Source organism: Streptomyces sp. NPDC003697 (assembly GCF_053587115.1).
On the sequence record NZ_JBSFNN010000019.1, the window covers coordinates 71,461 to 94,033 of the forward strand.

Annotated in this window: 20 protein-coding genes; 9 read left to right on the forward strand and 11 right to left on the reverse strand. The window is 75.0% G+C overall.

From position 1 onward, the window contains the following. Positions 1-34: 34 nt before the first annotated feature. Complete coding sequence (locus ACWDNY_RS10900; RefSeq protein WP_451645439.1) at positions 35-685, forward strand: alpha-ketoglutarate-dependent dioxygenase AlkB family protein; 651 nt, start codon at positions 35-37, stop codon at positions 683-685. A 235-nt stretch (positions 686-920) separates the two neighbouring features. Further along, positions 921-2,159, forward strand: a complete 1,239-nt coding sequence (locus ACWDNY_RS10905; protein WP_451645413.1) for an ROK family protein — start codon at positions 921-923, stop codon at positions 2,157-2,159. A gap of 30 nt (positions 2,160-2,189) precedes the next feature. On the opposite strand, the gene ACWDNY_RS10910 is transcribed toward ACWDNY_RS10905, so the two are convergent. Next, entirely contained in the window at positions 2,190-2,771 is a 582-nt protein-coding gene (locus ACWDNY_RS10910) for a DUF4865 family protein (RefSeq protein WP_451645414.1), read from the reverse strand. 70 nt (positions 2,772-2,841) lie between these two features. Further along, positions 2,842-3,426, reverse strand: coding sequence for a TetR/AcrR family transcriptional regulator (locus ACWDNY_RS10915; RefSeq protein ID WP_451645415.1), 585 nt, complete (start codon positions 3,424-3,426; stop codon positions 2,842-2,844). A gap of 169 nt (positions 3,427-3,595) precedes the next feature. Here ACWDNY_RS10915 and ACWDNY_RS10920 point away from each other — a divergent pair, with 169 nt between their 5' ends. Continuing rightward, positions 3,596-3,883: an SHOCT domain-containing protein gene (locus ACWDNY_RS10920; protein ID WP_451645416.1), complete on the forward strand. Its 288-nt coding sequence runs from the start codon at positions 3,596-3,598 to the stop codon at positions 3,881-3,883. Between the two features lie 95 nt (positions 3,884-3,978). Here the strand turns inward: ACWDNY_RS10920 and ACWDNY_RS10925 are convergent, their stop codons facing one another. Both ACWDNY_RS10925 and ACWDNY_RS10930 read right to left on the reverse strand, forming a co-directional pair. Then, positions 3,979-4,515, reverse strand: coding sequence for an ATP-binding protein (locus tag ACWDNY_RS10925; protein WP_451645417.1), 537 nt, complete (start codon positions 4,513-4,515; stop codon positions 3,979-3,981). Between the two features lie 185 nt (positions 4,516-4,700). Next, entirely contained in the window at positions 4,701-5,024 is a 324-nt protein-coding gene (locus tag ACWDNY_RS10930; protein ID WP_451645418.1) for a hypothetical protein, read from the reverse strand. Between the two features lie 293 nt (positions 5,025-5,317). On the opposite strand from ACWDNY_RS10930, the gene ACWDNY_RS10935 reads away from it, so the two are divergent. Then, positions 5,318-6,442, forward strand: coding sequence for a PLP-dependent cysteine synthase family protein (locus ACWDNY_RS10935; RefSeq protein WP_451645419.1), 1,125 nt, complete (start codon positions 5,318-5,320; stop codon positions 6,440-6,442). A gap of 133 nt (positions 6,443-6,575) precedes the next feature. Here ACWDNY_RS10935 and ACWDNY_RS10940 read toward each other — a convergent pair whose 3' ends face one another. Further along, on the reverse strand, positions 6,576-7,412 hold the full coding sequence (locus ACWDNY_RS10940; protein ID WP_451645420.1) for a DeoR/GlpR family DNA-binding transcription regulator: 837 nt from the start codon (positions 7,410-7,412) through the stop codon (positions 6,576-6,578). Between the two features lie 315 nt (positions 7,413-7,727). Between ACWDNY_RS10940 and ACWDNY_RS10945 the strand changes: the two genes are divergently transcribed. Next, positions 7,728-10,301, forward strand: a complete 2,574-nt coding sequence (locus ACWDNY_RS10945) for a hypothetical protein (protein ID WP_451645421.1) — start codon at positions 7,728-7,730, stop codon at positions 10,299-10,301. Here ACWDNY_RS10945 and ACWDNY_RS10950 read toward each other — a convergent pair. The 4 genes from ACWDNY_RS10950 to ACWDNY_RS10965 form a co-directional block, all read right to left on the reverse strand. Further along, a complete protein-coding gene (locus ACWDNY_RS10950) occupies positions 10,271-12,703 on the reverse strand; it encodes a right-handed parallel beta-helix repeat-containing protein (RefSeq protein WP_451645422.1) in 2,433 nt (810 codons plus the stop codon). The two genes, ACWDNY_RS10945 and ACWDNY_RS10950, sit on opposite strands and share 31 nt — an antisense overlap. A gap of 107 nt (positions 12,704-12,810) precedes the next feature. Then, a complete protein-coding gene (locus ACWDNY_RS10955) occupies positions 12,811-13,416 on the reverse strand; it encodes an Rv1733c family protein (protein ID WP_451645423.1) in 606 nt (201 codons plus the stop codon). Positions 13,417-13,572: 156 nt separating this feature from the next. Beyond that, positions 13,573-14,397, reverse strand: coding sequence for an MOSC domain-containing protein (locus tag ACWDNY_RS10960; protein ID WP_451645424.1), 825 nt, complete (start codon positions 14,395-14,397; stop codon positions 13,573-13,575). Between the two features lie 40 nt (positions 14,398-14,437). Beyond that, entirely contained in the window at positions 14,438-14,902 is a 465-nt protein-coding gene (locus tag ACWDNY_RS10965; RefSeq protein ID WP_451645425.1) for a DUF6643 family protein, read from the reverse strand. A 293-nt stretch (positions 14,903-15,195) separates the two neighbouring features. Here ACWDNY_RS10965 and ACWDNY_RS10970 point away from each other — a divergent pair, with 293 nt between their 5' ends. Further along, on the forward strand, positions 15,196-16,527 hold the full coding sequence (locus ACWDNY_RS10970) for a TerD family protein (protein ID WP_451645440.1): 1,332 nt from the start codon (positions 15,196-15,198) through the stop codon (positions 16,525-16,527). A gap of 179 nt (positions 16,528-16,706) precedes the next feature. On the opposite strand, the gene ACWDNY_RS10975 is transcribed toward ACWDNY_RS10970, so the two are convergent. Further along, positions 16,707-17,912 (reverse strand): glycosyltransferase, encoded by a 1,206-nt coding sequence (locus ACWDNY_RS10975; RefSeq protein WP_451645426.1) that lies wholly within the window; start codon positions 17,910-17,912, stop codon positions 16,707-16,709. A gap of 57 nt (positions 17,913-17,969) precedes the next feature. Here ACWDNY_RS10975 and ACWDNY_RS10980 point away from each other — a divergent pair, with 57 nt between their 5' ends. Both ACWDNY_RS10980 and ACWDNY_RS10985 read left to right on the forward strand, forming a co-directional pair. Further along, positions 17,970-18,755, forward strand: coding sequence for a glutamate racemase (locus tag ACWDNY_RS10980; RefSeq protein WP_451645427.1), 786 nt, complete (start codon positions 17,970-17,972; stop codon positions 18,753-18,755). A gap of 105 nt (positions 18,756-18,860) precedes the next feature. Further along, on the forward strand, positions 18,861-19,403 hold the full coding sequence (locus tag ACWDNY_RS10985; RefSeq protein ID WP_451645428.1) for a hypothetical protein: 543 nt from the start codon (positions 18,861-18,863) through the stop codon (positions 19,401-19,403). 205 nt (positions 19,404-19,608) lie between these two features. Here ACWDNY_RS10985 and ACWDNY_RS10990 read toward each other — a convergent pair whose 3' ends face one another. Next, positions 19,609-20,673, reverse strand: a complete 1,065-nt coding sequence (locus tag ACWDNY_RS10990; RefSeq protein WP_451645429.1) for an O-antigen ligase family protein — start codon at positions 20,671-20,673, stop codon at positions 19,609-19,611. 280 nt (positions 20,674-20,953) lie between these two features. On the opposite strand from ACWDNY_RS10990, the gene lnt reads away from it, so the two are divergent. Then, on the forward strand, positions 20,954-22,564 hold the full coding sequence (gene lnt, locus ACWDNY_RS10995; RefSeq protein WP_451645430.1) for an apolipoprotein N-acyltransferase: 1,611 nt from the start codon (positions 20,954-20,956) through the stop codon (positions 22,562-22,564). The last annotated feature ends 9 nt before the right edge of the window (positions 22,565-22,573 follow it).

The following is a 22,573-nucleotide window of genomic DNA, read 5'->3' on the forward strand; positions in this document are numbered from 1 at the left end:
CCGCCTCGGCCGGAGGTGCGCGAGCATGGACGGCATGAACCCCGAGTTGTTCCCCCGGCCCCGCACGCAGGTGGCTCCGGGGGCCGTGCACGTGCCGGACTGGCTGGAGCCCCGAGGACAGCGCGAGCTGCTGGCGGCCTGCCGGGAGTGGGCCCGCCCGCCGGCCGGCCTGCGCCGGGTGCGCACCCCCGGCGGCGGCACGATGAGCGCGCGGCAGGTCTGCCTGGGCTGGCACTGGCATCCGTACGCCTACGCCCGCACGGTCGTCGACGGTGACGGCGCCCCGGTGAAACCGTTCCCGGACTGGCTGGGCGCGCTGGGCCGCCGGGCGGTGGCCGACGCCCTCGGCGAGGAGGCGGCCACCGACGCGGCCTACGACCTCGCCCTGATCAACTTCTACGACGCCGACGCCCGCATGGGCATGCACCGCGACGCCGACGAGAAGTCCGGCGCGCCCGTGGTGTCGCTGAGCCTCGGCGACACCTGCGTGTTCCGCTTCGGCAACACCGCGACCCGGACCCGGCCGTACACCGACGTCACCCTGCGCAGTGGAGACCTGTTCGTGTTCGGTGGCCCGTCCCGGCTCGCCTACCACGGCGTACCGCGCGTGCACGCGGGCACGGCACCGCCCGAGCTGGGCCTCACCGGACGTCTCAACGTCACGCTGCGGGTGAGCGGCTTGTGAAGGCCGTCTCGCGAGCACCGCTGATCAACGGTCACGGCGGCCACCGGACGGTCGCCGAGGGCACGGACGCTGTTGCCGCCCTCGCCACCGAGGAGCCCGGCGCCGGGGACCGGAGGCTTTTCTCCGCCACGGCGAGATCGCCTGGTCCTGAAACCGGCCGCGAGATCGCCGGCCGGGCGGGCAGGGCCTCGCGGCGCCGGTCACAGGACCGGCGGATCATGGGAGACTCGCCCTCATGAGCGGCAAGGCGGATCCCCGGGCGGCGGGGGGCGGGACCACGTCGAGGACGCGGCTGGACCGGGGGCGCGGTGCGCTCGGCCCCGCGTTGGAGCTCGTGCACACCGGGCGCGCCCCGACCCGGGCCGTCCTCACCGCCGAACTCGGCGTGACCCGGGCGACGGCCGGCGCGGTGGCGGCCGAACTGGAGGCACTGGGCCTGATCCGGGTGGACGCCCGGCCGGGGGCGGCCGCCGGTTCGCAGGGGCGGCCCTCCCACCGGCTCGCCGTCGCCGAGGACGGCCCCGTCGCCCTGGCCGCACAGGTGCACGCCGACGGTTTCCGCGCGGCGCTGGTCGGCCTGGGCGGCCGGATCGTCGCCACCGCGCCCGGCTGCGAGACCGTCGACGCCGATCCGGCCAAGGTGCTCGGCTCCGTCGTCGAGGCGGGCGCCGAGCTGCTGCGCACCACCGGGCGGCGCTGCGTGGGCGCGGGACTCGCCGTGCCGTCCGCGGTCGCCGAACCCGAGGGCCTCGCGCTGAACCCGCTCCACCTGGCCTGGCCCGCCGGGGCGCCGGTTCGCCGCATCTTCCAGGAGTGCGTGCGCGCGGCCGGGATCGCCGGGCCGGCGTTCGCCGCCAATGACGTCAACCTCGCGGCGCTCGCCGAGCACCGGCACGGCGCGGGCCGGGGCGCCCGCGACCTGCTGTGCGTCGCCACCGGGCACCGGGGGGTCGGCGGCGCGCTGGTGCTGGACGGGCGGCTGCACACCGGCAGTTCGGGCCTTGCCCTGGAGGTCGGCCACCTCACCGTCAACCCCGAGGGCCGCCCCTGCCACTGCGGCAGCCGCGGCTGCCTCGACGTCGAGGCGGACCCGCTGGCCCTTCTCACCGCTGCGGGCCGCGACCCGGGACCCGAGGTGTCGCTGCTGCAGCAGGCCAACGACCTGCTCCGCGACCACTACGGGGACCCTGCCGTCCGTGCGGCCGCCGAAGCCCTCGTCGACCGATTGGGCCTGGGCCTCGCGGGCCTGGTGAACATCCTCAACCCGGACCGGATCATCCTCGGCGGACTGCACGGGACCCTGCTCGACACCGACCCGGAACGGCTGCGCGCCGTCGTCGCCGACCGCAGCCTGTGGGGCCAGAGCGGCAGCGTCCCCATCCTTTCCTGCACGCTGGACCACAACAGCCTGGTGGGCGCGGCCGAGCTGGCCTGGCAGCCGGTCCTGGACGACCCGCTGACGGCGCTCGCCTGAGGGCCGTCCTGCCCGCCCCGCGCACACCGGTCACCACTGCCGATTCCGCGGCAGCGCGTCACGGCCCGGCGCCGACAGGTGCAGCACCTGGAACACGTCGCCGGGGGCCTTCGGGGCGTCGTGCTCCCACAGGGAGAAGTGCACCAGCTCCCAGCGGCTCGTGTCCGCGACGGCCGCCGCGAGCACCGCGCCGTCCTGGGCGGCCAGCCGTCCGGTCTCCCGCACCGCCTCCCGCACGGCCTCGGACAGCACCGCGCCCTCGGGCACGGGCTGCCGATGGCGCACGGCGACGAGGGCGGGGGAGCGCGCGGTGCCCTCCTCGTAGGCCAGGCCCGTCCACTGCCGTACCGAGGGGCGGCCGAAGTCGTCGGCGATCCTCTGCAGACCGCCGTCCCAGAGGAAGGAGTTCATCCCTTCCACGGTGTTCCACAGGTAGAACGGCGCGTACTGGTCGACCGGTGAGCCGTGCACTCCGCGTTCCCGCATCAGATACGCCTTGAAGCCCAGGCCGTCCCAGTCGTCGAGCAGGTGCCCGAAGCGGGCCACCCGGTCGCGGATGATGCCCATGTCGTAGCCGGCGGGCAGCGTCACCTCGTACTGCATGGCGTGCATGAAAAGTCGTCCTTCCTCGGTCGGGGGCGTGCTGTCGGTGTGGTGTCCGGCGCCCGGTGGCGCGACGCTCTCAGCTCGGCCGGCTGTGTGGGGCGAGGAGCGACAGCAGGCCCCTGACGCCGGCGTCGAAGGCGGCGGGGGAGCCGGAGGCCCGGGCGAGCACGTATCCGCCCTGGACCGTCGCGACGATCGCCGCCGCGATCTCCGCGCCGTCCAGCGAGGACGCCAACTGGCCCTGTTCCTTGCCCTCTTCGACGATTCCCGCCAGGCGCTCGCGCAGCCAGTCGAGCGTCTCGTCGACCGGCGCGCGCAGTTCGCCGCTGGCGACGACGTCCGGGTCCATCGTCAGCCGGCCGACCGGACAGCCGCGCAGGACGTCGCGCTCGCGCCGCAGATAGGCCTCGATGCGCTCGTACGGGGTGCCCGGGCCGCCGAGCACCGCCTCAGCCGAAGCCCGCAACTCCTCGGCGGTCCGCCGGATCGCCCTCAGGGCCAGGTCCGGCTTGCCCTTGAAGTGGTGGTACATGCTGCCCTGGCCGGCGCCCGCCCGCTCCAGGATCGCCCTGGGGCTGGTGCCCACATAGCCGCGCTCCCACAGCAGTTCGCGTGTGGACTCGATCAGCCGCTCCGGAGTGCTCATGAGGGGAGTGTACATACCAGTAGGTACAGAGTGCGGGACCGCCATGACGGCGACACCGGGCCTACTCCCCGCGAGGTACGCGCACTGCCGCCGGCCGTACGACGACGGGGGCGCCGTCCACGAGCCACTCTGGACGCATCACCGGACGACCCTCCGAAAGCCTCCATGAGGGAGATGAACCAAGATGCAGACGCTCGCGCACTGGGACGGCGGCCCGGGGCCGTGGATCCTTCTCTTCCCCCTGATCTGGGCGGCCGTGCTGGTCGGCGCCGCCACCGTCCTGCGCCGCACGGGCCGGCGCGGCCGCGGCGGCCCGTGGCACGCGCCGCAGGCGGCACCCCGCGGCGACGCGCCCCTCGCCGTGCTGGGCCGCCGCTTCGCCTCGGGGGAGATGGACGAGGAGGAGTACTGGCGCCGGCTGTCGGTGCTGGAGGAGCACTTCGGCCGCTCCGCCCCCGGCAACCCGACCTGAGTGTGCGGGGCCGCGCCGCTGCCGTGCCGGGACGGCGCCGCCGCGGGGCGGCCACCCGCAGGGGCCGTCGCCCCCAGGCGGCGGCAGGGGCCCGGTCAGCCGACCACGGCGGACCGGGCGGGCTCGTGAGCCGGGGCGTGGGCGCCGAGCACGGGCTCGACCTCCGCCAGGCAGCGCGCCGGCTGCTCGGCGCCGGTCAGGAGCGGCACGTCCCCCACCGGCGCCACCGGCGCGGCCGCCGCGGTCGGCAGGGTGAACCAGACGACCTTGCCCTCCTCACCGTCCGGGCGCGCGCCCCAGCTCTCGCTCATGGCGGCGACCATCGCCAGCCCGCGACCGCCGGTGGCGAGCGGCTCCACGTCCCCCACCACGGGGAGGCGCGGGTCGTGGTCGCGCACCGAGACCATGAGCCGGTCGAGCAGCAGCTCGATGTGCACGGTGCACATCTTGTCGGGCCGGGCGTGCTGGTGGACGTTGGTCAACAGCTCCGTCACACCGAGCGTCGCCCGGTCTATCAGTGGGTCCAACTGCCAGTAGCGCAACTGCGCCGATACGATTCTGCGGACCTGGCCGATCCGCGACGGCAGGGCTTGGAGCTCCACCGTGCAGTGCCTGCTTGGGTGACTGATCACGGCTGCGACTCCCCGACGTTGAGGTCCGGAAGAACACGAAGGTTCGGATCCAGCAGGACGTCTGCGTGACACTGCCGCCTGCTGTCGTGGCCGGCGGGCTGGTTCGCAGCGTTATCGCCGGTAAACCCAGAGTGACGTGAGACAAGCGTGGCGCACGGGGTGAGGCACCGCAACTCGCGGCCTCCTCAGCGGCCTCGTCCCGCTGCCCTGCGGACGGCCTCCACGAACCGGCGCGCGGGGGGCGGTCCGGGCTCGCCCGCAGTGGGGTCGTCGCCGCCGAGGGTCAGCACGTACCGCCTGCCGTTCAGCTCGGCCAGCGCCCGGTCGTCCGGTGCGAACCACGGCCGCGACGCGCGCACGGCCCGTACCGGGGCGCTGTCGATCTCACTGCCGTAGCTGGTCAGCAACTCCAGCCTGCCGTCGTTGATCCGGACCTGCCCGGCCCGGGTGAGGGAACGCAGTCGCTGACCGATCCGCACGCCCGTGACCTTGAACTCCGGTTCCCCCATCCTTCCCCGCCCCCTCGTGCGCGCCGCCGGGTCCGTCGGGACCCGGCCGGGTTCGTCCCGGTGCAGTCTGCCCGCCCCCGGCGTACCGCACCAGTGCGCGCAGGGGGCTCCCGACCGGCGCCCGAAGCACTCGCGCGAATGCGCCCCCACCCCTGCGCGCGCTGCGGCCCAGGGCCGCCTTTGAGCCGCTCAAAGGCGCGTTTATGCAGGTGGGGTGGGTGCGGAGGGTGTCTATCATCGGGTGCGTCCGGCCGCGAGACGCGCCGTCGGCGCTGAGCGTAAGGAGTCCTGCCGTGAGCACCACCCAGCAGCGCCGGACCGGCGAGACCCTCGACGTCGACCGCAGCGACGCCGACTACCGCGCCTGGCTGAAAGAAGCCGTCCGCAAGGTCCACGCGGACGCGAACCGCTCCGCCGACACGCACCTGCTCCGCTTCCCGCTGCTCGAGCAGTGGGGCATCGACCTGTACCTGAAAGACGAGTCGACCCATCCGACCGGAAGCCTGAAGCACCGGCTGGCGCGTTCCCTCTTCCTCTACGGCCTCTGCAACGGCTGGATCCGGCCGGGCCGCCCCGTGATCGAGGCCTCCAGCGGCTCGACGGCCGTCTCCGAGGCCTACTTCGCGAAGCTGATCGGCGTGCCCTTCATCGCGGTCATGCCGCGCACGACGAGCGCGGAGAAGTGCCGCCTCATCGAGTTCCACGGCGGGCGGTGCCACTTCGTCGACGACCCGCGCACCCTGTACCAGGCCTCCGCCGCCCTCGCGGCGGAGACCGGCGGCCACTACATGGACCAGTTCACCTACGCCGAGCGCGCCACCGACTGGCGCGGCAACAACAACATCGCCGAGTCGATCTTCCGTCAGCTTGAGCTGGAGCGGTTCCCGGAGCCCGCGTGGATCGTCGCCACCGCGGGCACCGGCGGCACGTCGGCGACCATCGCGCGCTACGTGCACTACATGCAGTACGACACCCGCGTCTGTGTCGCCGACCCGGACAACTCGTGCTTCTTCGACGGCTGGAGCGCCGGCGACCCGGACGTCACCTGCGACTGTCCCTCGCGTATCGAGGGCATCGGCCGGCCCCGCATGGAGCCCAGCTTCGTGCCCGGCGCCGTCGACCGGATGATGAGGGTGCCGGACGCGGCGAGCGTGGCCGCGGTCCGCGCGCTGGAGCGGACCATGGGCCGCAAGGCGGGCGGCTCGACCGGCACCGGGCTGTGGAGCGCCCTGAAGATCGTCGGCGAGATGGTCGGGCGGGGAGAGCGGGGCAGTGTGGTGACGCTGCTGTGCGACCCGGGGGACCGCTACCTCGACAAGTACTACTCCGACACGTGGCTGGCGGCGCAGGGGCTCGACATCACCCCGTACACGGCGGTGATCGAGTCCTTCCTGACCACGGGTGTGTGGCTGGACTGAGGTCCGCCAGTCTGCCGGGCCACGGCCGGGCGGCCGTCGCCGACGTCCTCACCTGCGGCGCAGGGCCCGCACGTGTCAGGGCGCCGCGGCTGCCGAGCCGGCGCGCCGGACGGCCGCCACGGCGCAGGGCCCGTCAGGCCTCCGAGGTCTCCGCCACGGCCTCGGGCTCGCCCGCCACCACCAGCCGCAGGTGCTCCGAGACCTCGGCGCGCGCGTCCTGCGGCAGCCCGGCGTCCGTCACCAGCGTGTCGATCTGCTCCAGACCGGCGAAGGAACTGAGGCCCACCACACCCCACTTGGTGTGGTCGGCGATCACGACGACCCGCCGCGCCGACTGCACCAGCCGCCGGTTCGTCTCCGCTTCCGCGAGATTCGGCGTGGACAGGCCGGCCTCCACGGATATCCCGTGCACCCCGAGGAACAGCACGTCGAAGTGGAGCGCGCCGATCGCCCGGTCGGCCACCGGCCCCACCAGGGAGTCGGAGGGCGTCCGCACGCCGCCGGTCAGCACGACCGTCGCCGCGCCCGGCCGCCGGCCGGAGCTGCGCTGGGTGGTGTGGAAGACGTCCGCCACCCGTACCGAGTTGGTGACCACGGTCAGGTCCGGCACGTCCAGCAGATGCTGGGCCAGCGCGTACGTCGTCGTGCCGCCCGACAGCGCGATCGCGGTGCCGGGCGCGACCAACTCGGCCGCCGCCCGCGCGATGTCCTCCTTGGCGGTCAGCTCCAGGCCGGACTTCGCTTCGAAGCCCGGCTCGTGGGTGCTCGCCTCCACGAGGGGAACCGCGCCGCCGTGCACCTTCTCCAGGACGCCTTGGCGGGCCAGCGCGTCCAGGTCACGGCGGACCGTCATGTCCGACACACCGAGCTTGCGTGTCAGCTCGTTGACCCGGACGCCGCCGCGGCGCCGGACCTCTTCGAGGATCAGGGCGCGCCGCTGCTCCGCGAGGAGGTTCTGATTCTCACTCACGTGTGCTCCGGTTCCTTTCGCCTCAAGCAAGTCCGACACGCGCTGCGCACCCGCTGTGACAAGGTGGTTCGCCCCCGTCCGGGTGCGCGGACGTCCCATCCTCGCACGGGTCGGCGCAGGCCGCGCCACCGCCCGTCTGGGCGCGCACATGTCACACGCGCCCCATTGGTTCCGTCGGCGGACCCGAATCGGAGGAATTCGGTGGGACCAGGTGTGCGGAGGCCCGCGGGCGGGAATCCCCGTGCCCGCACGGGCAACGGGCCGACGGCGGCGTGACACGGGGGAAGCGCGGGGAAGCGCCGGGAAGGGGGAGCGATGGAACGCAGGCAGCGGCGGGCGGCGGCGGAGGGGACGGAGGGCGGCCCCCGGCACCCCGGACCGGCCGGCAGCCCCTTACCGCCGCCAGAACTCACCGGGCCCGCACCGCACCCCGGACCGGCCGGTCCCGTCTCCGTCCCCGGACCGACCGCCCCTTCACCGCACCCCGCTCCCGCCGGTCCGGCCCCGCACCCCGGCCCGGACGGCCCCGCCCCGCGCCCCGAGCCCGCAGGTGCCGCCCTGGAACTGCTCGTGCACGGGGTCGGCGGCACCACACCGGACAGGATGCTGGACGACCCGCGCACGGTGCGGATCACCGGCGACGACACCGCGGCCGTCTTCCGGCGCGCCGCCGACGCCGACGCCGGACACGGGGCCGACCCCGGCAGACCGGTGCCCGAGGCGTACGTCTGGTGCAACCTCACCTCCGGCGACGGCACCCGGGCCCTGTGGCTGTTGCTGCTGCCCTTCATGGTCGTCAACCTCGCCCACTGGATGCGCCCGGCCGCGCGCGGCCGTATCCGCACGGTCCGCCTGTACGGCCTCCTCGTCCGGCTCGCCGGCCTGACCCTGACCGTGCTGCTCGTCGCCGCCGCCTGCGAGGTCGCCCTGGACCTCGCGGCCTGGCAGTGCGCGGGCACCCGGGCGTGCGCCGAACGGCACTCCTGGCTCGGCTTCCTGTCACCGGCGGACGGCGGCTGGTGGAGCGACCCCGGGCGCCGGCTGGCGCTCGCGGCAGTGGTGCCCGGCGCTCTCACCGGCCTGCTCTGGTACCTGTCCCACCGCACCTGGAGCGCCTACGAGTCCCAGCAGCCCCTGTCCCACGGCTCCGGGCCCGACGACGACACCGGCCGCACCGCCCTGGGCCGCCCCGGTTTCTGGTACGGCCGCCGCCTGGTGGCCCGGCTGCGGGCCGCCCACACCGCCGCCGGTCTGCTGACCGTCGCGGCGGCCGTGACCACGCCCGCGGCCCGCTTCGACCGCCGCCCCGGCGGGTCCGTGGTGCTCGACACCGTCGGACGGGTCCTGCTCGCGGCCCTCGCCGCCGCAGCGGTCGCCGTGGTGGCGGTCATCTGCCGCCGCGGGCGCAGCGAGCACCGGCTCGACCGGGAGCTCGACCGCCACCTCGTACGGCGGCTGCCTCTCGGCGCGCTGCTCCTGCTCCCGCTCGCCGCCGTGTACGCCGGGTGGACGCGGCCGGGGTGGCAGTCGGCCGGGCGGCTGCCCGGGGACGTCACGTTCGGCGGCATCGCCCTGGCCCAGGGCCTGCTCGTCGTCGTCCTCGCAGGTGTCGCGCACTCCCTGCACCGCACCGCCCGCCGTGCCGTTCCCGCGCCGGCGCAGGCCGCCCCCGAGCCGTCCCGCACGGCACTGCGCGGCCTGGCCGGTCCCGCGGTCGCCGTGCTGGCGTGCGCCCTGGGCGCCGTGATGTCCGGCGGCGTCGCGCAGCGCGTCGCCGACTGGCTCGACGGCACCGGCGCCTCGATCCCCGGCCCGCCGGTCCTGCTGACGTGGCAGGCGTCCGCGATCCCGCTGGTGCTCCTCGTGCTCCTGGCGCTCTGCGGGCGGCTCGCCGCGCGCACCTGGCGGCTGGCCCGCACCCTCCGCGTCACCGTCGAGCAGGACCACCCGGGGGAGCCGGCGGACCCGCAACGCAGCCGCCGCATCGCCAGGACCCGCGCCATGGCGACGCTCACCGACGACGGGCCCCTGGTGCTGGGAGTCACCTCGGCGGCCACGCTCCTGCTGGGCGCGGCGGCGGTGGCGGGCGCACTGGGCACGGGCGACACCCCGGCCCGGGCCGCCGACGGCACGTTCGCCGTGGTCGAGGGCGCGGCCGAGACGGCGCAGGCGCTGGGCTCATGGCTGGTGGGACTGGGCTTCCTGCTCTTCGTCACCTGGGGGCGTCGCGCGTACAAGGACGCCTCCGCCCGGCGCACCATCGGCATCCTGTGGGACGTGGGCACCTTCTGGCCGCGCGCCGCACACCCCTTCGCGCCGCCCTGCTACGCCGAGCGGGCGGTGCCCGACCTGACCTGGCGCATGGCGACCTGGACGGAGGCCACCGGCGGACGGCTCGTGCTGTCGGGGCACTCCCAGGGCAGTGTGCTCGCCGCCGCCGCGGCCTGGCAGCTCACCCCGGCCGTCCGCGGACGCGTCGCCCTGCTGACGTACGGCTCCCCGCTGGAGCGCCTGTACGGCCGCTGGTTCCCCGCCCACTTCGGCCCGGCCGCCCTCAGCGCCCTGCACCGGGACGTGGACTGCTGGCGGAACCTCTACCGGCTCACCGACCCCATCGGCGGCCCGGTCCGGCTGCCCGGCGACTGCGGTCCGGCGGTGGACCGCGACCCGCTCAAGGACCCCCTCGCCTACGGTCGCACCGGACGCCATCCGCTGCCCGCCCCGATCCTCGGCCACTCCGACTACCAGGCGGACCCGGCCTTCGCCGAGGAGCGGCAGCGGCTCCTGGCGCGGCTGCGCCCCGATCTGCCCGGCCCACGGCACCGGGACGGGCATCCCGCCGGGCCGGACTGCGAGCCTCAGGGCAGTTCGGGCAGGTCCTCGGCGTAGAGGAGCGTCAGGTCGTCCGTGTTCGGGTCGGCGAGCTGGGCGACGCGGCTCGCGTGGCGTTCCACCATCGCCTCGAACGTCTGCCGCGCGGTACGCCCGTTGCCGAAGGCCGCGCCCTTGGGGATCGCCGTGAAGTACTTCAGCAGCGCCTCGGCCGCACCCGGCGCCAGCCGGTACTCGTGCTCCTCGGCCTGCTGCTCGACGATCCTCAGCAACTCGTCGGGACCGTAGTCGCCGAAAGTGATCGTCCGCGAGAAGCGGGACGCCACACCCGGGTTGACGGACAGGAACCGCTCCATCTCGGCGGTGTACCCGGCCACGATCACCACCACCGCGTCACGGTGGTCCTCCATCAGCTTCACCAGCGTGTCGATGGCCTCCTTGCCGAAGTCACGGCCGGCGTCCTCCGGCGACAGCGCGTACGCCTCGTCGATGAACAGGACACCGCCACGCGCCCGTTCGAACGCCTCCTGGGTGCGGATCGCGGTCGAGCCGATGTGCTCACCGACCAGGTCGACCCGGGACACCTCGACGAGGTGCCCCTTCTCCAGGACACCGAGCGAGGCCAGGATCTCGCCGTACAGGCGGGCGACCGTCGTCTTGCCCGTGCCGGGGGAGCCGGTGAAGACCAGATGCCGCTTGACGGAGGCCGCCTTCAGGCCGGCCTGCTGCCGGCGCCTGCCCACCTCGATCATGTCGGTGAGGGCGCGCACCTCGCGCTTGACGCTCTCCAGGCCCACCAGCGCGTCGAGTTCGCCGAGGACGTCCTTCGCGCTCCGGGCGGGCTGCTCCGGCTCCCCGGCCGTCACCGACGGCTCCAGCTCGATGGCGCGCTGCCCGGGGATCGCACCCAGCAGACCGGGCGTCGCGCTCGTGCTCTGCTCGGCCGTCTCCCGCGCCGCGGGCGGGCGCGGCGCTCCGCTCTCGTCGCTGGTGCAGTCCTCGACCACGGGGCCCGCGCCGGCGTCCGGCCCGCCCTCCGCGAACTCGTACCCGCCGCGCGCGCAGCGTTCCGTACGGCACTTGCGCAGCGTCGCACGGCAGCCGTCTATCACGTGGAAGCCGTAACCGCCGCTGCCCGTCACCCGGCAGTCGAGGAAACTGCCGCGGCCTCCCGCCGACACGTAGAAGCCGGCCTCGGCGGGGGAGACGACCGTGCAGCGCTCGATGGTCGGGTCGGCGCCCTTGGTGACGATCACGCCGGTCTGGGTGCCGTCCAGGGTGCAGTTGCCGAGCGTGCCGCCGCTGCCGTGGTCGCGGAACCAGGCGCCCGTCGCCGCGTCCTTGATCCGGCAGTCGTCGAGCTGCGCGGTGGCACCGTCGCTCACGGACACCGCCGTGTTGCGCACCTGCGACAGGTCGCTGTCGACCACGTCCGCGCGGGAGCCGCGGTCCAGGACGAACAGCGCGTCCGGCACGTCGTGCACCCGGCAGGAGTCGAGCACCGCGGTCGCGCCGTCACTGACCCACACCGCCGGATAGTCGCCCGTGCTGTCGAAGATCTCGCACTGGTTGGCGTCGACCCGTGTGCCCGGGTCCCACACCGACAGCCCGTTGCGGCCGAACTGACGCACCGTCGTGCGCGTCAGCGTGAGCACCGCGCGCGAGCGCAGGTCCACCGCGTTCTCCGGGATGTCGTGGATGCGGCAGTCGGCGAGGGTGAGCACGGCGTCCGTGTCGAGCGTGACACCGTCCGCGGTGGTGCGGTGCACGTCGCAGTCGGTGAGATGCGCGGACGCCCGCCCGGTGACCTGCACGCCGCTGCCGCGCACCTCGTAGACCTCGCAACCCACCGCCTCCAGGACCGAGTTGTCGCCGGTGACCGACAGGCCCGCACCCGAGGCGTGGTGGACCCGGCAGCGCTCGAGCCGCGGGTGGGCGCCGCCGCGGACCGCCACGCCCGACTGGCCGGCCGCGACGACCTCGCACTCCTCGAACACGCCACCGCCGCCGTCGAGGACGGCGATGCCGATGCCCGCCGGATTGTCCACCGTGCAGCGCCGCACGGTCGGCCGGGCGCCGCCGCGTACCTCGACCCCCGCCGCGGAGCGGGTCACGATCCGCAGGTCCCGCAGCTCCGGCGTGCCCTCCTCGACGAGGACCGCCGGCGCGGCCGTGTCCTGGCCCTCCACGTGCAGGTCCTGGACCACCGCGGAGGCGAGGACCGTGAGGGGAACTCCGTCGGCCGGCGCGATGCGCACCGATCCGGGGGAGCCCTCGGGGCCGCGCAGGGTCACCGCCCGCTGGACGACGAGGTTCTCGCGGTAGGTGCCGGGGGCGACGGTGAGGATGTCGCCGTCGGCCGCCGCCTCCAGGGCCGCGGCGAGCGATGCGTACTCACCCGTGCGGCGCCGCCACCGCGAGGTGCCGGTGTGCGTCACCTGGACCGTGCCCTGTGCCATGGCGTTGCTGTGCCCCCACCTCGTCGTACGCGGGTCGATGCCGATGCGTTCGGCCGGTCCACCGTAGCGTGCGCGGGGACGGTCGGTTGACCGGAGCCCGAAGGCGGTCAACTGCCGGTGCCGGTGAGGCCCCAGTCGGGACCCGCGCGCTCCCAGGCCCGGTCCCACCTCGCGTACCGGCGGCGGACCATGCGCCAGACGATCAGCCGGCGTACGCCCTCGACCAGGCCCGCGGCCGACATCGCCGCGCCGACTCCGGCCAGCACGGCGTGGGTCGTGGCCGTCGCGGAGTCCAGGGGACGCGTCACCGGGGTGCCGTGCCGGTCCGTCCAGAGCGTGAAGTGGTCACCGGGCGCGGGGAACTTCAGGGTCGTCGTCACCGGGCCGCGTCTTCGCGTTCCGTCCGGGGCCGTCCAGCCGGCGGTGACTCGGGAGACGACGTCCCGTCCGGAGGGCGTCTCGGGGTCGGGGGGTGGCGTAGGCCGGCCGAGCCTGCGGGTCACGGTGGCCGTCACGGGGTGCCGGGCCTGGCGCTGGTCCCGCACCGCCTTCTGCAGGGCGTCCTGGGCGGCGGAGCCGACGAGGACGCCCGCCAGGGGTGCGGCGGCCAGTATGAGCAGCAGGGCGACCAGCGCCACCCAGCACTCGGCGAGGTCGGTCGCGCGGCGCAGCGGATTGCGCCGCCAGCGCCAGAGTCCACTGATCGCCGGCACGGTCCCGCACCCCCTTCCGCTCCGTCGGGTCGTCCACGGAGCCGTTCGCCCCGGACCGGCCGCCAAGAGGGCACACCGCACCCGCGTCCGGACCTTCCGGCCTCTCGTCCTCCCCAACGAGCGGATCCCGGCGCGGGGTTCCCACGCGGACCGACGTCAGTCGAGGACCGTGACGGGGTCGCCCACGCGGATCGTCCCGGTGGACTCGGGCACCAGGTTCTGCCCGAAGACGAGCCCGTCGGCGAAGCGGCGGTGCCGGCCGAGGGTGTACAGGGGTTCCTTGCCGCGCCGGGCGGTGGCCTGGTCGGTCGTGGTGACCACGCATCGGCGGCACGTCCTGGCCACCCGGAAGAGGACCTCGCCGATCGCGATGCGGGACCAGTCGTCCTCGGCCCAGGCGGGGGTGCCGGCCACGACCACGCTGGGCCGGAAGCGGTCCATGGGCAACGGCCCCTCCGCGGCGTGCCGGCCGCGCGCGATCAGCGAGTTGAGGGCGTCGAGGGAGGACACCGTGGTGAGCAGCAGCGGGTAGCCGTCGGCGAAGCTGACGGTCTCGCCCGGCAGGGCGTGGTCCGGGTCGACGGGCCGTCGCGTGGCCGGGTCGTCCATGTGGACGAGCCGGACGTCGGCCGCGAGGCAGGCGCCGGCCCAGGCCTGCGCGGCGGGATCGGCCGGGACGGCCTCGATCCTGTCGCCGAAGACGTCGACCGTCACCGTCACACGTGGCTCGGGGACGGACACGGTGATCGGTTCACGCCCCGGTGCGGACAGCCGGACGCCGCCGCCGGGCACGGGCTCGGCGGCGGCCAACGCCAGGCGTGGCTCCTGGCGTTGGGTGACGACCTTTCCCCCGTCGTCGATCAGCGCCCAGCGCCGGTCCCCGGCCAGACCCCAGGGCTCCACGACGGCCTCCCGGGGCGCGAGGCCCCGGAGCGCCTTGACCGGGTGGACGTGGACCGACCACAGTGCTGCGTTCCCCATCACGCCATCGTGCCATGCGGCCCCGACGGCGCCGGGTCACTCAGTAACCGCGGTACTGCTGGTTGTACGGGTCCTGGTACGGCGCGGGGACGGGTCGCGGCGCGGCGGGACGCATGGCCTCGTAGCCGGTGCCGGTCCCCATCGGGCGCTGGGGCTGCGGCTGCTGCGGTCCGGCGTACCCGCGCGGGGCGGTGGCCTGCTGCGGGCCGGGATATCCGCGCGGGGCGGTGGCCTGCTGCGGGATGTACGCCGCGGGCGCCTGCTGCAGCGGAGCGGGCTGCGGCGCCTGCGGGTAACCGTAGGAGGGCTGGGACGGGGCCGCCGGGAGGGCGGGCAGCGCCGAGGGGAGCGCGGGAAGGTGACTTCCCGTGTCGTAGGGCGCGGGGACCCGGATCGGGGCGATCTGCGGGGTGCCCCGCTCGGCCACGAGCGAGTCGTAGATCGGAGTGTCCGGGAAGGAGGCGGAGTAGTAACCGCCGCCATAAGTGGAGCGGGGGGAGGTCATGGCACATAAGTTAAGCCCACGATGTGCTGGTTGGGGAGACCGATAAGAGGGTTGTTTTCGGTGTCCGCGGTGACCCGGTGTCCCCAATGCGGGCGAAGTCCATGAAAAAGGGCGACGATCGATGTTTGGATCCGGTAAAGCCCAAGTTCCAAAGGGGTTACCGCCGGTTGGCCGGAGTCCCGGGACGCTCCTCGTGGGCGCCCCTGTACCCATGGGGAGCAGGGTGGAGACGGACGCACAGTCGCAGGAGTGCCGGGCGCGGCCCGGTGACACGTGAGGGGTCATGCATGTCGATGATGAAGGGGGCGAACGTGCCGGTGCCGGCCACGGCCCTGCGCGTGGAGGTGGGCCGGCGGTCCGGGCCGGGCGTGCCCGACGTGGACGCCTCGGCGCTGCTGCTGGCCGGCGGCCGGGTCCGCTCGGACGCGGACTTCGTCTTCTACAACCAGCCGGCGCACCCCTCCGGAGCCGTCCGCCACGAGGGCAAGCGGGAGGCCGGGGGCCGCGTCACCGACACCCTGCTGGCCGACCTCACGCGGGTGGAGGCCGCGGTGGAGACCGTGGTGCTCGCCGCCTCGTCGGACGGCGGACCGTTCGGACGGGTTCCCGGCCTGTACATCGAGGTCCGGGACGCCGCGCGGGACACCGTCGTCGCCCGTTTCGACAGCACCGACGCCACGGTCGAGACCGCCTTCGTGCTGGGCGAGTTCTACCGCCGCCAGGGCGCCTGGAAGTTCCGTGCCGTGGGCCAGGGCTACCGCAGCGGACTCGAGGGGCTCGCCACGGACTTCGGCATCACCGTCGACGAACCGCAGTACGCGGCACCGCCCGTGACACCGACGGCGGCCCCCGCACCGCCCGCGCCGCCGGCCGCACCGCCCGCGCCGCCGGCCGCACCGCCCGCGCCGCCGGCCGCACCGCTCGCGCCGCCCCCGGTGGCGTTCCCCGCCACCGTGCCCCCGCCGCAGGCGCCGCCCCCGCCCCCGGTGCGGCTGACCAAGGTCACCCTGACCAAGGCCGCGCCCTCCGTCTCCCTGACCAAGCAGGGCGGCACGTCCGGCGCCCTGCGCGTGAACCTGAACTGGCAGGTGCGCCCGGAGTCGACCGGGCGGGCGGGCAGGCGCGGCCGGGCCTTCGCGAGGCACTCGGACCTCGACCTCGACCTGTGCGCCCTGTACGAACTGTCGGACGGCCGCAAGGGGGTCGTACAGGCCCTCGGCAACGCCTTCGGCGCCCTGAACCGGCCGCCGTACATCCACCTGGACGGCGACGACCGCACCGGCGCGGTGGTCACCGGCGAGAACCTCACCGTCAACCTCGACCACCGGCGTGACTTCCGGCGGATCCTGGTCTTCGTCACCATCTACGAAGGCGCCCGGTCCTTCGCCGACCTGCACGCCACCGTCACCCTCGAGCCCCAGCACGGCGCCGCGATCGACTTCTCCCTCGACGAGTGCACCGTTCCCTCGACGGTGTGCGCGCTCGCCCTGATCACCCACACCGGGGGCGACCTCGTCGTCCGGCGCGAGGCCCGCTACCTCGTGCCGGAGCGCGGAGTGAGCCCCCAGCGGACGGTCGACCATGCCTATGGCTGGGGCATGAACTGGACGCCGGGCAGGAAGTGACGGCGGCGGAAGGACGCGACGCGCGGCGGGAGGGGACGCCCGGCCGGATGGGGCGCGCCCGGCTGGAAGCGAAGCGTCCGGCGGGAAGGGTGCGCACGGCGGCGGGCAGCGTTCCGACGGGAAGGGCGGACGCCCACCTCACGCCGCGACATCCCGCCGGCGCCGCCTCCGGCGGGGGCTCAGCCCTGGCCGGGCACGGCTTCACCCTCGTCGCCCACGCCGTCGGGGCGGGCGTAGGTGCGGCCCTTCCACGCCGCGCCCCTGCCCCGGTGGTGCTGCACCGCCGAGTCGACCGTCATCAGCAGGTACAGCAGCGCGGTGCAGGGCAGCAGCGGAGCGAGCCACAGCGGCTGGCGGTAGTAGCGGAGCATCGGGACGTACGTCGCCGTCATCACCAGCCAGGCCGGGCCCCCGGCCAGCGCGGCGGCCGCGTCGCCCGTCGCCGCTCCCGCGACGAGGGCCACGGGCGGCGCCAGGTACACGAGGGCGAGCCCGGCGACCGTCCCGATCAGCAGCAGCGGTTGGTGGCGCAACTGCGCGTACGCGCTGCGCGACACCATCCGCCACAGGTCCCGCAGCCTCGGGTACGGGCGCACACTCTCCACCCGCTCGGCGAGCCCCAGCCAGAGGTGACCGCCGCTGCGCTTGACGGCCCGCGCGAGCGCCACGTCGTCGATGACGGCGTGCCGGACGGCGTCCGGGATGCGCGCGCGCTCGGCGGCCTCGGAACGCAGCAGGACGCAGCCGCCCGCGGCGGCCGCCGTCCGGGCCCCCTTCCGACCGATCCACCGGAACGGGTAGAGCTGGGCGAAGAAGTAGACGAAGGCGGGCACGACCAGGCGTTCCCACCGGCTCTCCACCCGCAGCCGCGCCATCTGCGAGACGAGGTCGAAGCCGCCCGCACGCGCCGCCGACACCAGCCGGCGCAGGCTGTCCGGGGCGTGGGCGATGTCGGCGTCCGTCAGCAGCAGGTACTCGGGGGCACGCGCGCGTGCCAGGCCGATGCCGTGCCGCACGGCCCACAGCTTCCCCGTCCAGCCCGCGGGCGGCTCCCCCGGCGAGCTCCCCACCGTCAGCGGCAGGCCGCCGTGCCGCCGTGCCAGCTCGCGGGCCGCTTCCCCGGTGCCGTCACGGCTGCCGTCGTCGACCAGGAAGACCTCCGCCCGCCCGGGGTAGTCCTGGGCGAGCAGCGACGGCAGGCTCTGGGGCAGGACGGCGGCCTCGTCCCGTGCCGGGACCACGACGCACACCGGCGGCCAGTCCTCCGGGTCCGGCCCCTCGTGGGGCGGCAGCCTCACGTCCGTACGCCAGAAGAAGCCCTGTCCGAGCAGCAGCCACAGCCAGGCGGCGAGTGATGCGACGGCGATCCATGCGATGGCGCTCACGCGCGCAGTCTGCCCCACCGTGCGGGGCCTCCGGAGGGCATCGTCTATCGTGACCGGGTGAAGATCGCGCTCATGGACTCCGGGATCGGGCTGCTGGCGGCCACCGCCGCGGTACGGCGCCTGCGACCCGACGCAGATCTCGTGCTTTCCCTGGACCCCGAGGGCATGCCCTGGGGGCCCCGCACGCCGGAGGACCTCACCGAGCGCGCCGTCGCCGTCGCCGAGGCGGCGGCCGCCTACGGCCCCGACGCTCTGATCGTCGGCTGCAACACCGCCACCGTGCACGCCCTCACCACGCTGCGCAGCCGCCTCGAACCGGACGTGCCCGTGATCGGCACGGTGCCCGCGATCAAGCCGGCCGCGGCCGGCGGCGGCCCCGTCGCGATCTGGGCGACGCCCGCCACCACCGGCAGCCCGTACCAGCGCGACCTCATCCGCACCTTTGCCGACGGCGTCCCCGTCGCCGAGGTGCCCTGCTGGGGACTCGCCGAGGCGGTGGAGCACGCCGACCAGGCCGCCATCGAGGAGGCCGTCACCGCGGCCGCCGCGCTGACCCCCGACGACGTGACCACCGTCGTCCTCGGCTGCACGCACTACGAGCTGGTCGCCGATCGCATCCGGGCCGCCGTGCAGAGGCCCGGCCTCCCACCGCTGGTGCTGCACGGTTCGGCGGGTGCTGTCGCCGCCCAGGCGCTGCGCCGCGTGGGCGCCCGACCGGCGCCGGAGGCCGCGGCCGAGGGCACCGTGACCGTGCTCCTCAACGGGCGGGAGGGCGCCCTGCCCGTGCCCGCGCTGGCCTACCCGGAAGGCCGCCTGCTGCAGACGGTCACCTCCGCGGGCTGACCCCAGTCCCCGCACGCGCACGGCGCGCCCGCCGGGCCTCCGCCCGGCGCAGTCACGGACCGCGACGCGGTACCCGCACGGCGAAAGATGAGTAGTCTCGTTGTCATGAGGGACGACTCCGACAGCGAGAGCAGTCCGCACCCGGACGTCTGGACCGGACGCGCCACCAACCGGTTCCAGTGGCTGCTGGCCCTCTCCGGTGCCGCCTGCCTGGCGCTCGGGATCAAGCTGGCCGTCGACTCCGCCTGGACGTCCGGCATCGCCCCGCTGGTGATGTCCGTCGTGGGATGCATCGCCGCCGGGCTCCTGGTCCTGTTCGGCACGCTCGCCTTCGTCCACGTCGCCCTGCGGGTCGACGCGGAGACCCTGGAGGTGCGCTGCGGCCACATAGGGGTGCCGCGCCGCCGCATCCCGCTCTCCCACGTCGCGGGCGCCGAGTTCGCCCCGCTCGTCACCCCGTGTCACTGGGGAGGCTGGGGTTACCGGTGGCGTCCCGAGAAGGGCACGGCGGTCGTCGTCCGGCGCGGCGAGGGTGTCGTGCTGCGCCTGTGGGACGGCCACACGTTCACCGTCACCGTGGACAACGCCGAGGCGGCGGTCCGCGTGATCAGGGCCAGACTGCGGCCGTCGGCGCCCGGGTCGGCCTGATGTCCGGACACGGTGGCCGGGCCGGCCTTTCCGGGCGACGGCCGTCACCCCGCCGGACTCCTGGACGCCGTGGCCGGTGCCGAGCCCCCGGGTGGCGCCACGCCGGCCCGAGCTGCCGCGTCGACGCGCCCGCGTCGGCGGCATGAGGGCAGCGGATCAGGGCCGTCGGCTCGGTGTCCGGGGGCCCGGGCCCCCGCGCGGGCCCTCACGGCGTCAGCCGGTCCCGCCGCGGTCGCGCCGCCGCCGTCGGCCTGGTCTCCTCGGCCAGGGGCCGCGCGGTCGCCAGGCCCGCCAGCAGGCCCGTGCCCACCGTCACCGCGGTGAAGCTCAGCGCGTCACCCACTGCGGCGATCGCCGTCACGGCCGTCAGCGCCGCACCCGCGGTGAGCGCGACGGGCGTGGGCCGGGGGGCCCGCCACAGTGTGTAGAGCATCCAGCCGTACGCCGCCGCCAGCAGGACGACACCCAGCAGGCCCTGCTCGGCCGCCTGCTGGAACACCGCCGAGTGCGGTTTGCCGTCGGGCTGCAGCGACTCGGCGGCGCTCCCACCGAACTCGCCGAAACGGCCCGGTCCGACGCCCAGACCCACGCCCCGGCCGGCGAGGCGGACGGCGTCCTCCCACAGCGCGACGCGGTGGCGGGTCAACAGGCTCTCCAGGAACGCGGCGGGCCCGCCGGGCAGGACGCGCGCGGCCACGGCCCAGCTTCCGCCCGTCACCACGGCCGCGGCCAGGCACAGGACCGCCAGGCCCGGTCCGCGGTGCCGCGTCCGCCCGGCGGCCAGAGACGCCAGCAGTACCGCGGCGCAGCACAGGGCCCCCGGCAGCGAACCGACCGCGGCCGCCGTCCCCGTGATCACGACGGCCAGCGCGCGCAGCAGGAACCGCAGGGGCGGGGCGGACGTCGCCCAGGCGGCGCAGCAGGCTGCCCCCGCGGCCAGGCTCAGCAGGGCGGCGGTCGCACCGGCGTGTCCCAGCGGCACGGCGAACGGCGGCCCCGGGGCGAGGCCGGGCACGGCCACCGTCAGGCCCAGTCCGGCGAGCGCCCCCGCGCAGGGCGCGGCGACCGGCAGCAGAGCGCCGCAGATACGGCCGGTGGTGTACCCGGCGGCCACGGCCAGCACCGCGAGCAGCACACCCTCGGGACGGCCGTCGTTCAGCGCGGCGGTGATCAGGGACCAGGCGGCGCAGGCGCCGAGCACGACGACGCCGACCGCGTCGGAAACGTTTCCTCCGACGCTGTCGGTCCCGTCCGCAGACGCCGTCTCCATCGACCGCATGCCTCGCCCCCGCACCCCGGCCCCCGACCCGTGAACGGCCCCCGGCCGTCGCACCGCGAACGGCCGCGCGACTGGGGCTCCGGCACACCGTAACGGCTGATGGCCGGTTTGTGGACGTCCTGCGCAGGAACGATGAAGCCGGGCTGGGAGTGTCGAGGCCGGGGGAGTACACCGATCCCGGATGCCCCGTCGCCCCGCGGGACCACTGGGGCGGCAAGGGGCCCCGGGTCCGCGCTGCCGCCCCCGTTCTCCCACGCCGTAGACTCCCGGAGTGACCGCCACCGCAACTTCCGTCGACGTGTCGGGCCGGCTGCGACCGCAGACCACGTCCCCGGGCTGGGGCCCCAGGCTCGTTCGGCTCGTCCCCGCCGTCGCCGCCGCACTGTCCGGCCTGCTGCTCTACGTCAGCTTCCCGCCGCGCCCCCTGTGGTGGCTGGCCCTGCCCGCCCTCGCGGTCCTCGGGTGGGTGCTGCACGGCCGCGGCTGGAAGGCGGCTCTCGGTCACGGCTATCTGTTCGGGCTCGGTTTCCTGCTGCCGCTGCTGGTGTGGACGGGTGTGGAGGTCGGCCCGGGCCCATGGCTGGCCCTCGTCGCGGTCGAGGCGGTCTTCCTGGCGCTGACCGGAGCGGGCGTCGCCGCGGTGTCGAGGCTGCCGGCCTGGCCGGTCTGGGCGGCGGCGGTCTGGATCGCCGGCGAGGCGGTACGCGCGCGCCTGCCGTTCCACGGCTTTCCCTGGGGCAAGATCGCCTTCGGTCAGGCGGACGGGATCTTCCTGCCGCTGGCCGCGGTGGGCGGAACCCCGGTGCTGGGCTTCGGTGTCGCCCTGTGCGGCTTCGGCCTGTACGACGTCGTACGCCAGGTCCTGGCGGGACGGCGCACCGGGGCCGTCCGGCGCACCGCCGCGGCCGCGGCGGTGCTGAGCGTCGCCGTCCCGGTGGCGGGGGCGGTGGCCGCCCGGTCGCTGGTGAGCGACGCCGCGGAGGACGGCACCGTGACCGTCGCCGTCGTCCAGGGCAACGTGCCGCGCGCCGGACTCGACTTCAACGCCCAGCGGCGCGCCGTCCTCGACCACCACGCGCGCGAGACGGAGCGGCTGGCCGCGCAGGTGGCCGCGGGCAAGGTGGCCAGGCCCGACTTCGTCCTCTGGCCCGAGAACTCCTCCGACATCGACCCGTTCGCCAACGCCGACGCCCGCTACGTCATCGGCAGGGCGGCCGCGTCGGTCGGCGTGCCCATCTCCGTCGGCGGCGTCGTCGAACGCGACGGCAGGCTGTACAACGAGCAGATCCTGTGGGACCCGGACAAGGGTGCCGTCGACACCTACGACAAGCGGCAGGTCCAGCCCTTCGGCGAGTACCTGCCGCTGCGCTCCCTCCTCGGGGCGGTCAACAAGGACTGGACCACGATGGTCCGCCAGGACTTCACCCGGGGCCGCGAGCCGGGCGTGTTCACCGTGGGCGGCGCCAGGGTCGGCCTCGCCACCTGCTACGAGGCCGCGTTCGACTGGGCGGTGCGCGACACGGTCACCCACGGCGCCCAGATGATCTCCGTGCCGAGCAACAACGCGACCTTCGACCGCAGCGAGATGACCTACCAGCAGCTCGCCATGTCCCGCGTCCGGGCGGTCGAGCACAGCCGGACGGTGACGGTCCCGGTCACCAGCGGCGTCAGCGCGATCATCATGCCCGACGGCAGGATCACCCAGCGGACCGGCATGTTCGTGGCCGGGCACCTGGTTCAGAAGGTGCCCCTGCGCTCGTCCCGGACCCCCGCCACACGGCTCGGCGTCCTGCCGGAGGCCGCCCTGGTGCTGCTCGCCGCGGGCGGCCTCGGCCGGGTGATCGGGTCCGGCCTGCGCGGAAGGCGCGCCGGTGACGCCTGACCGGACGCC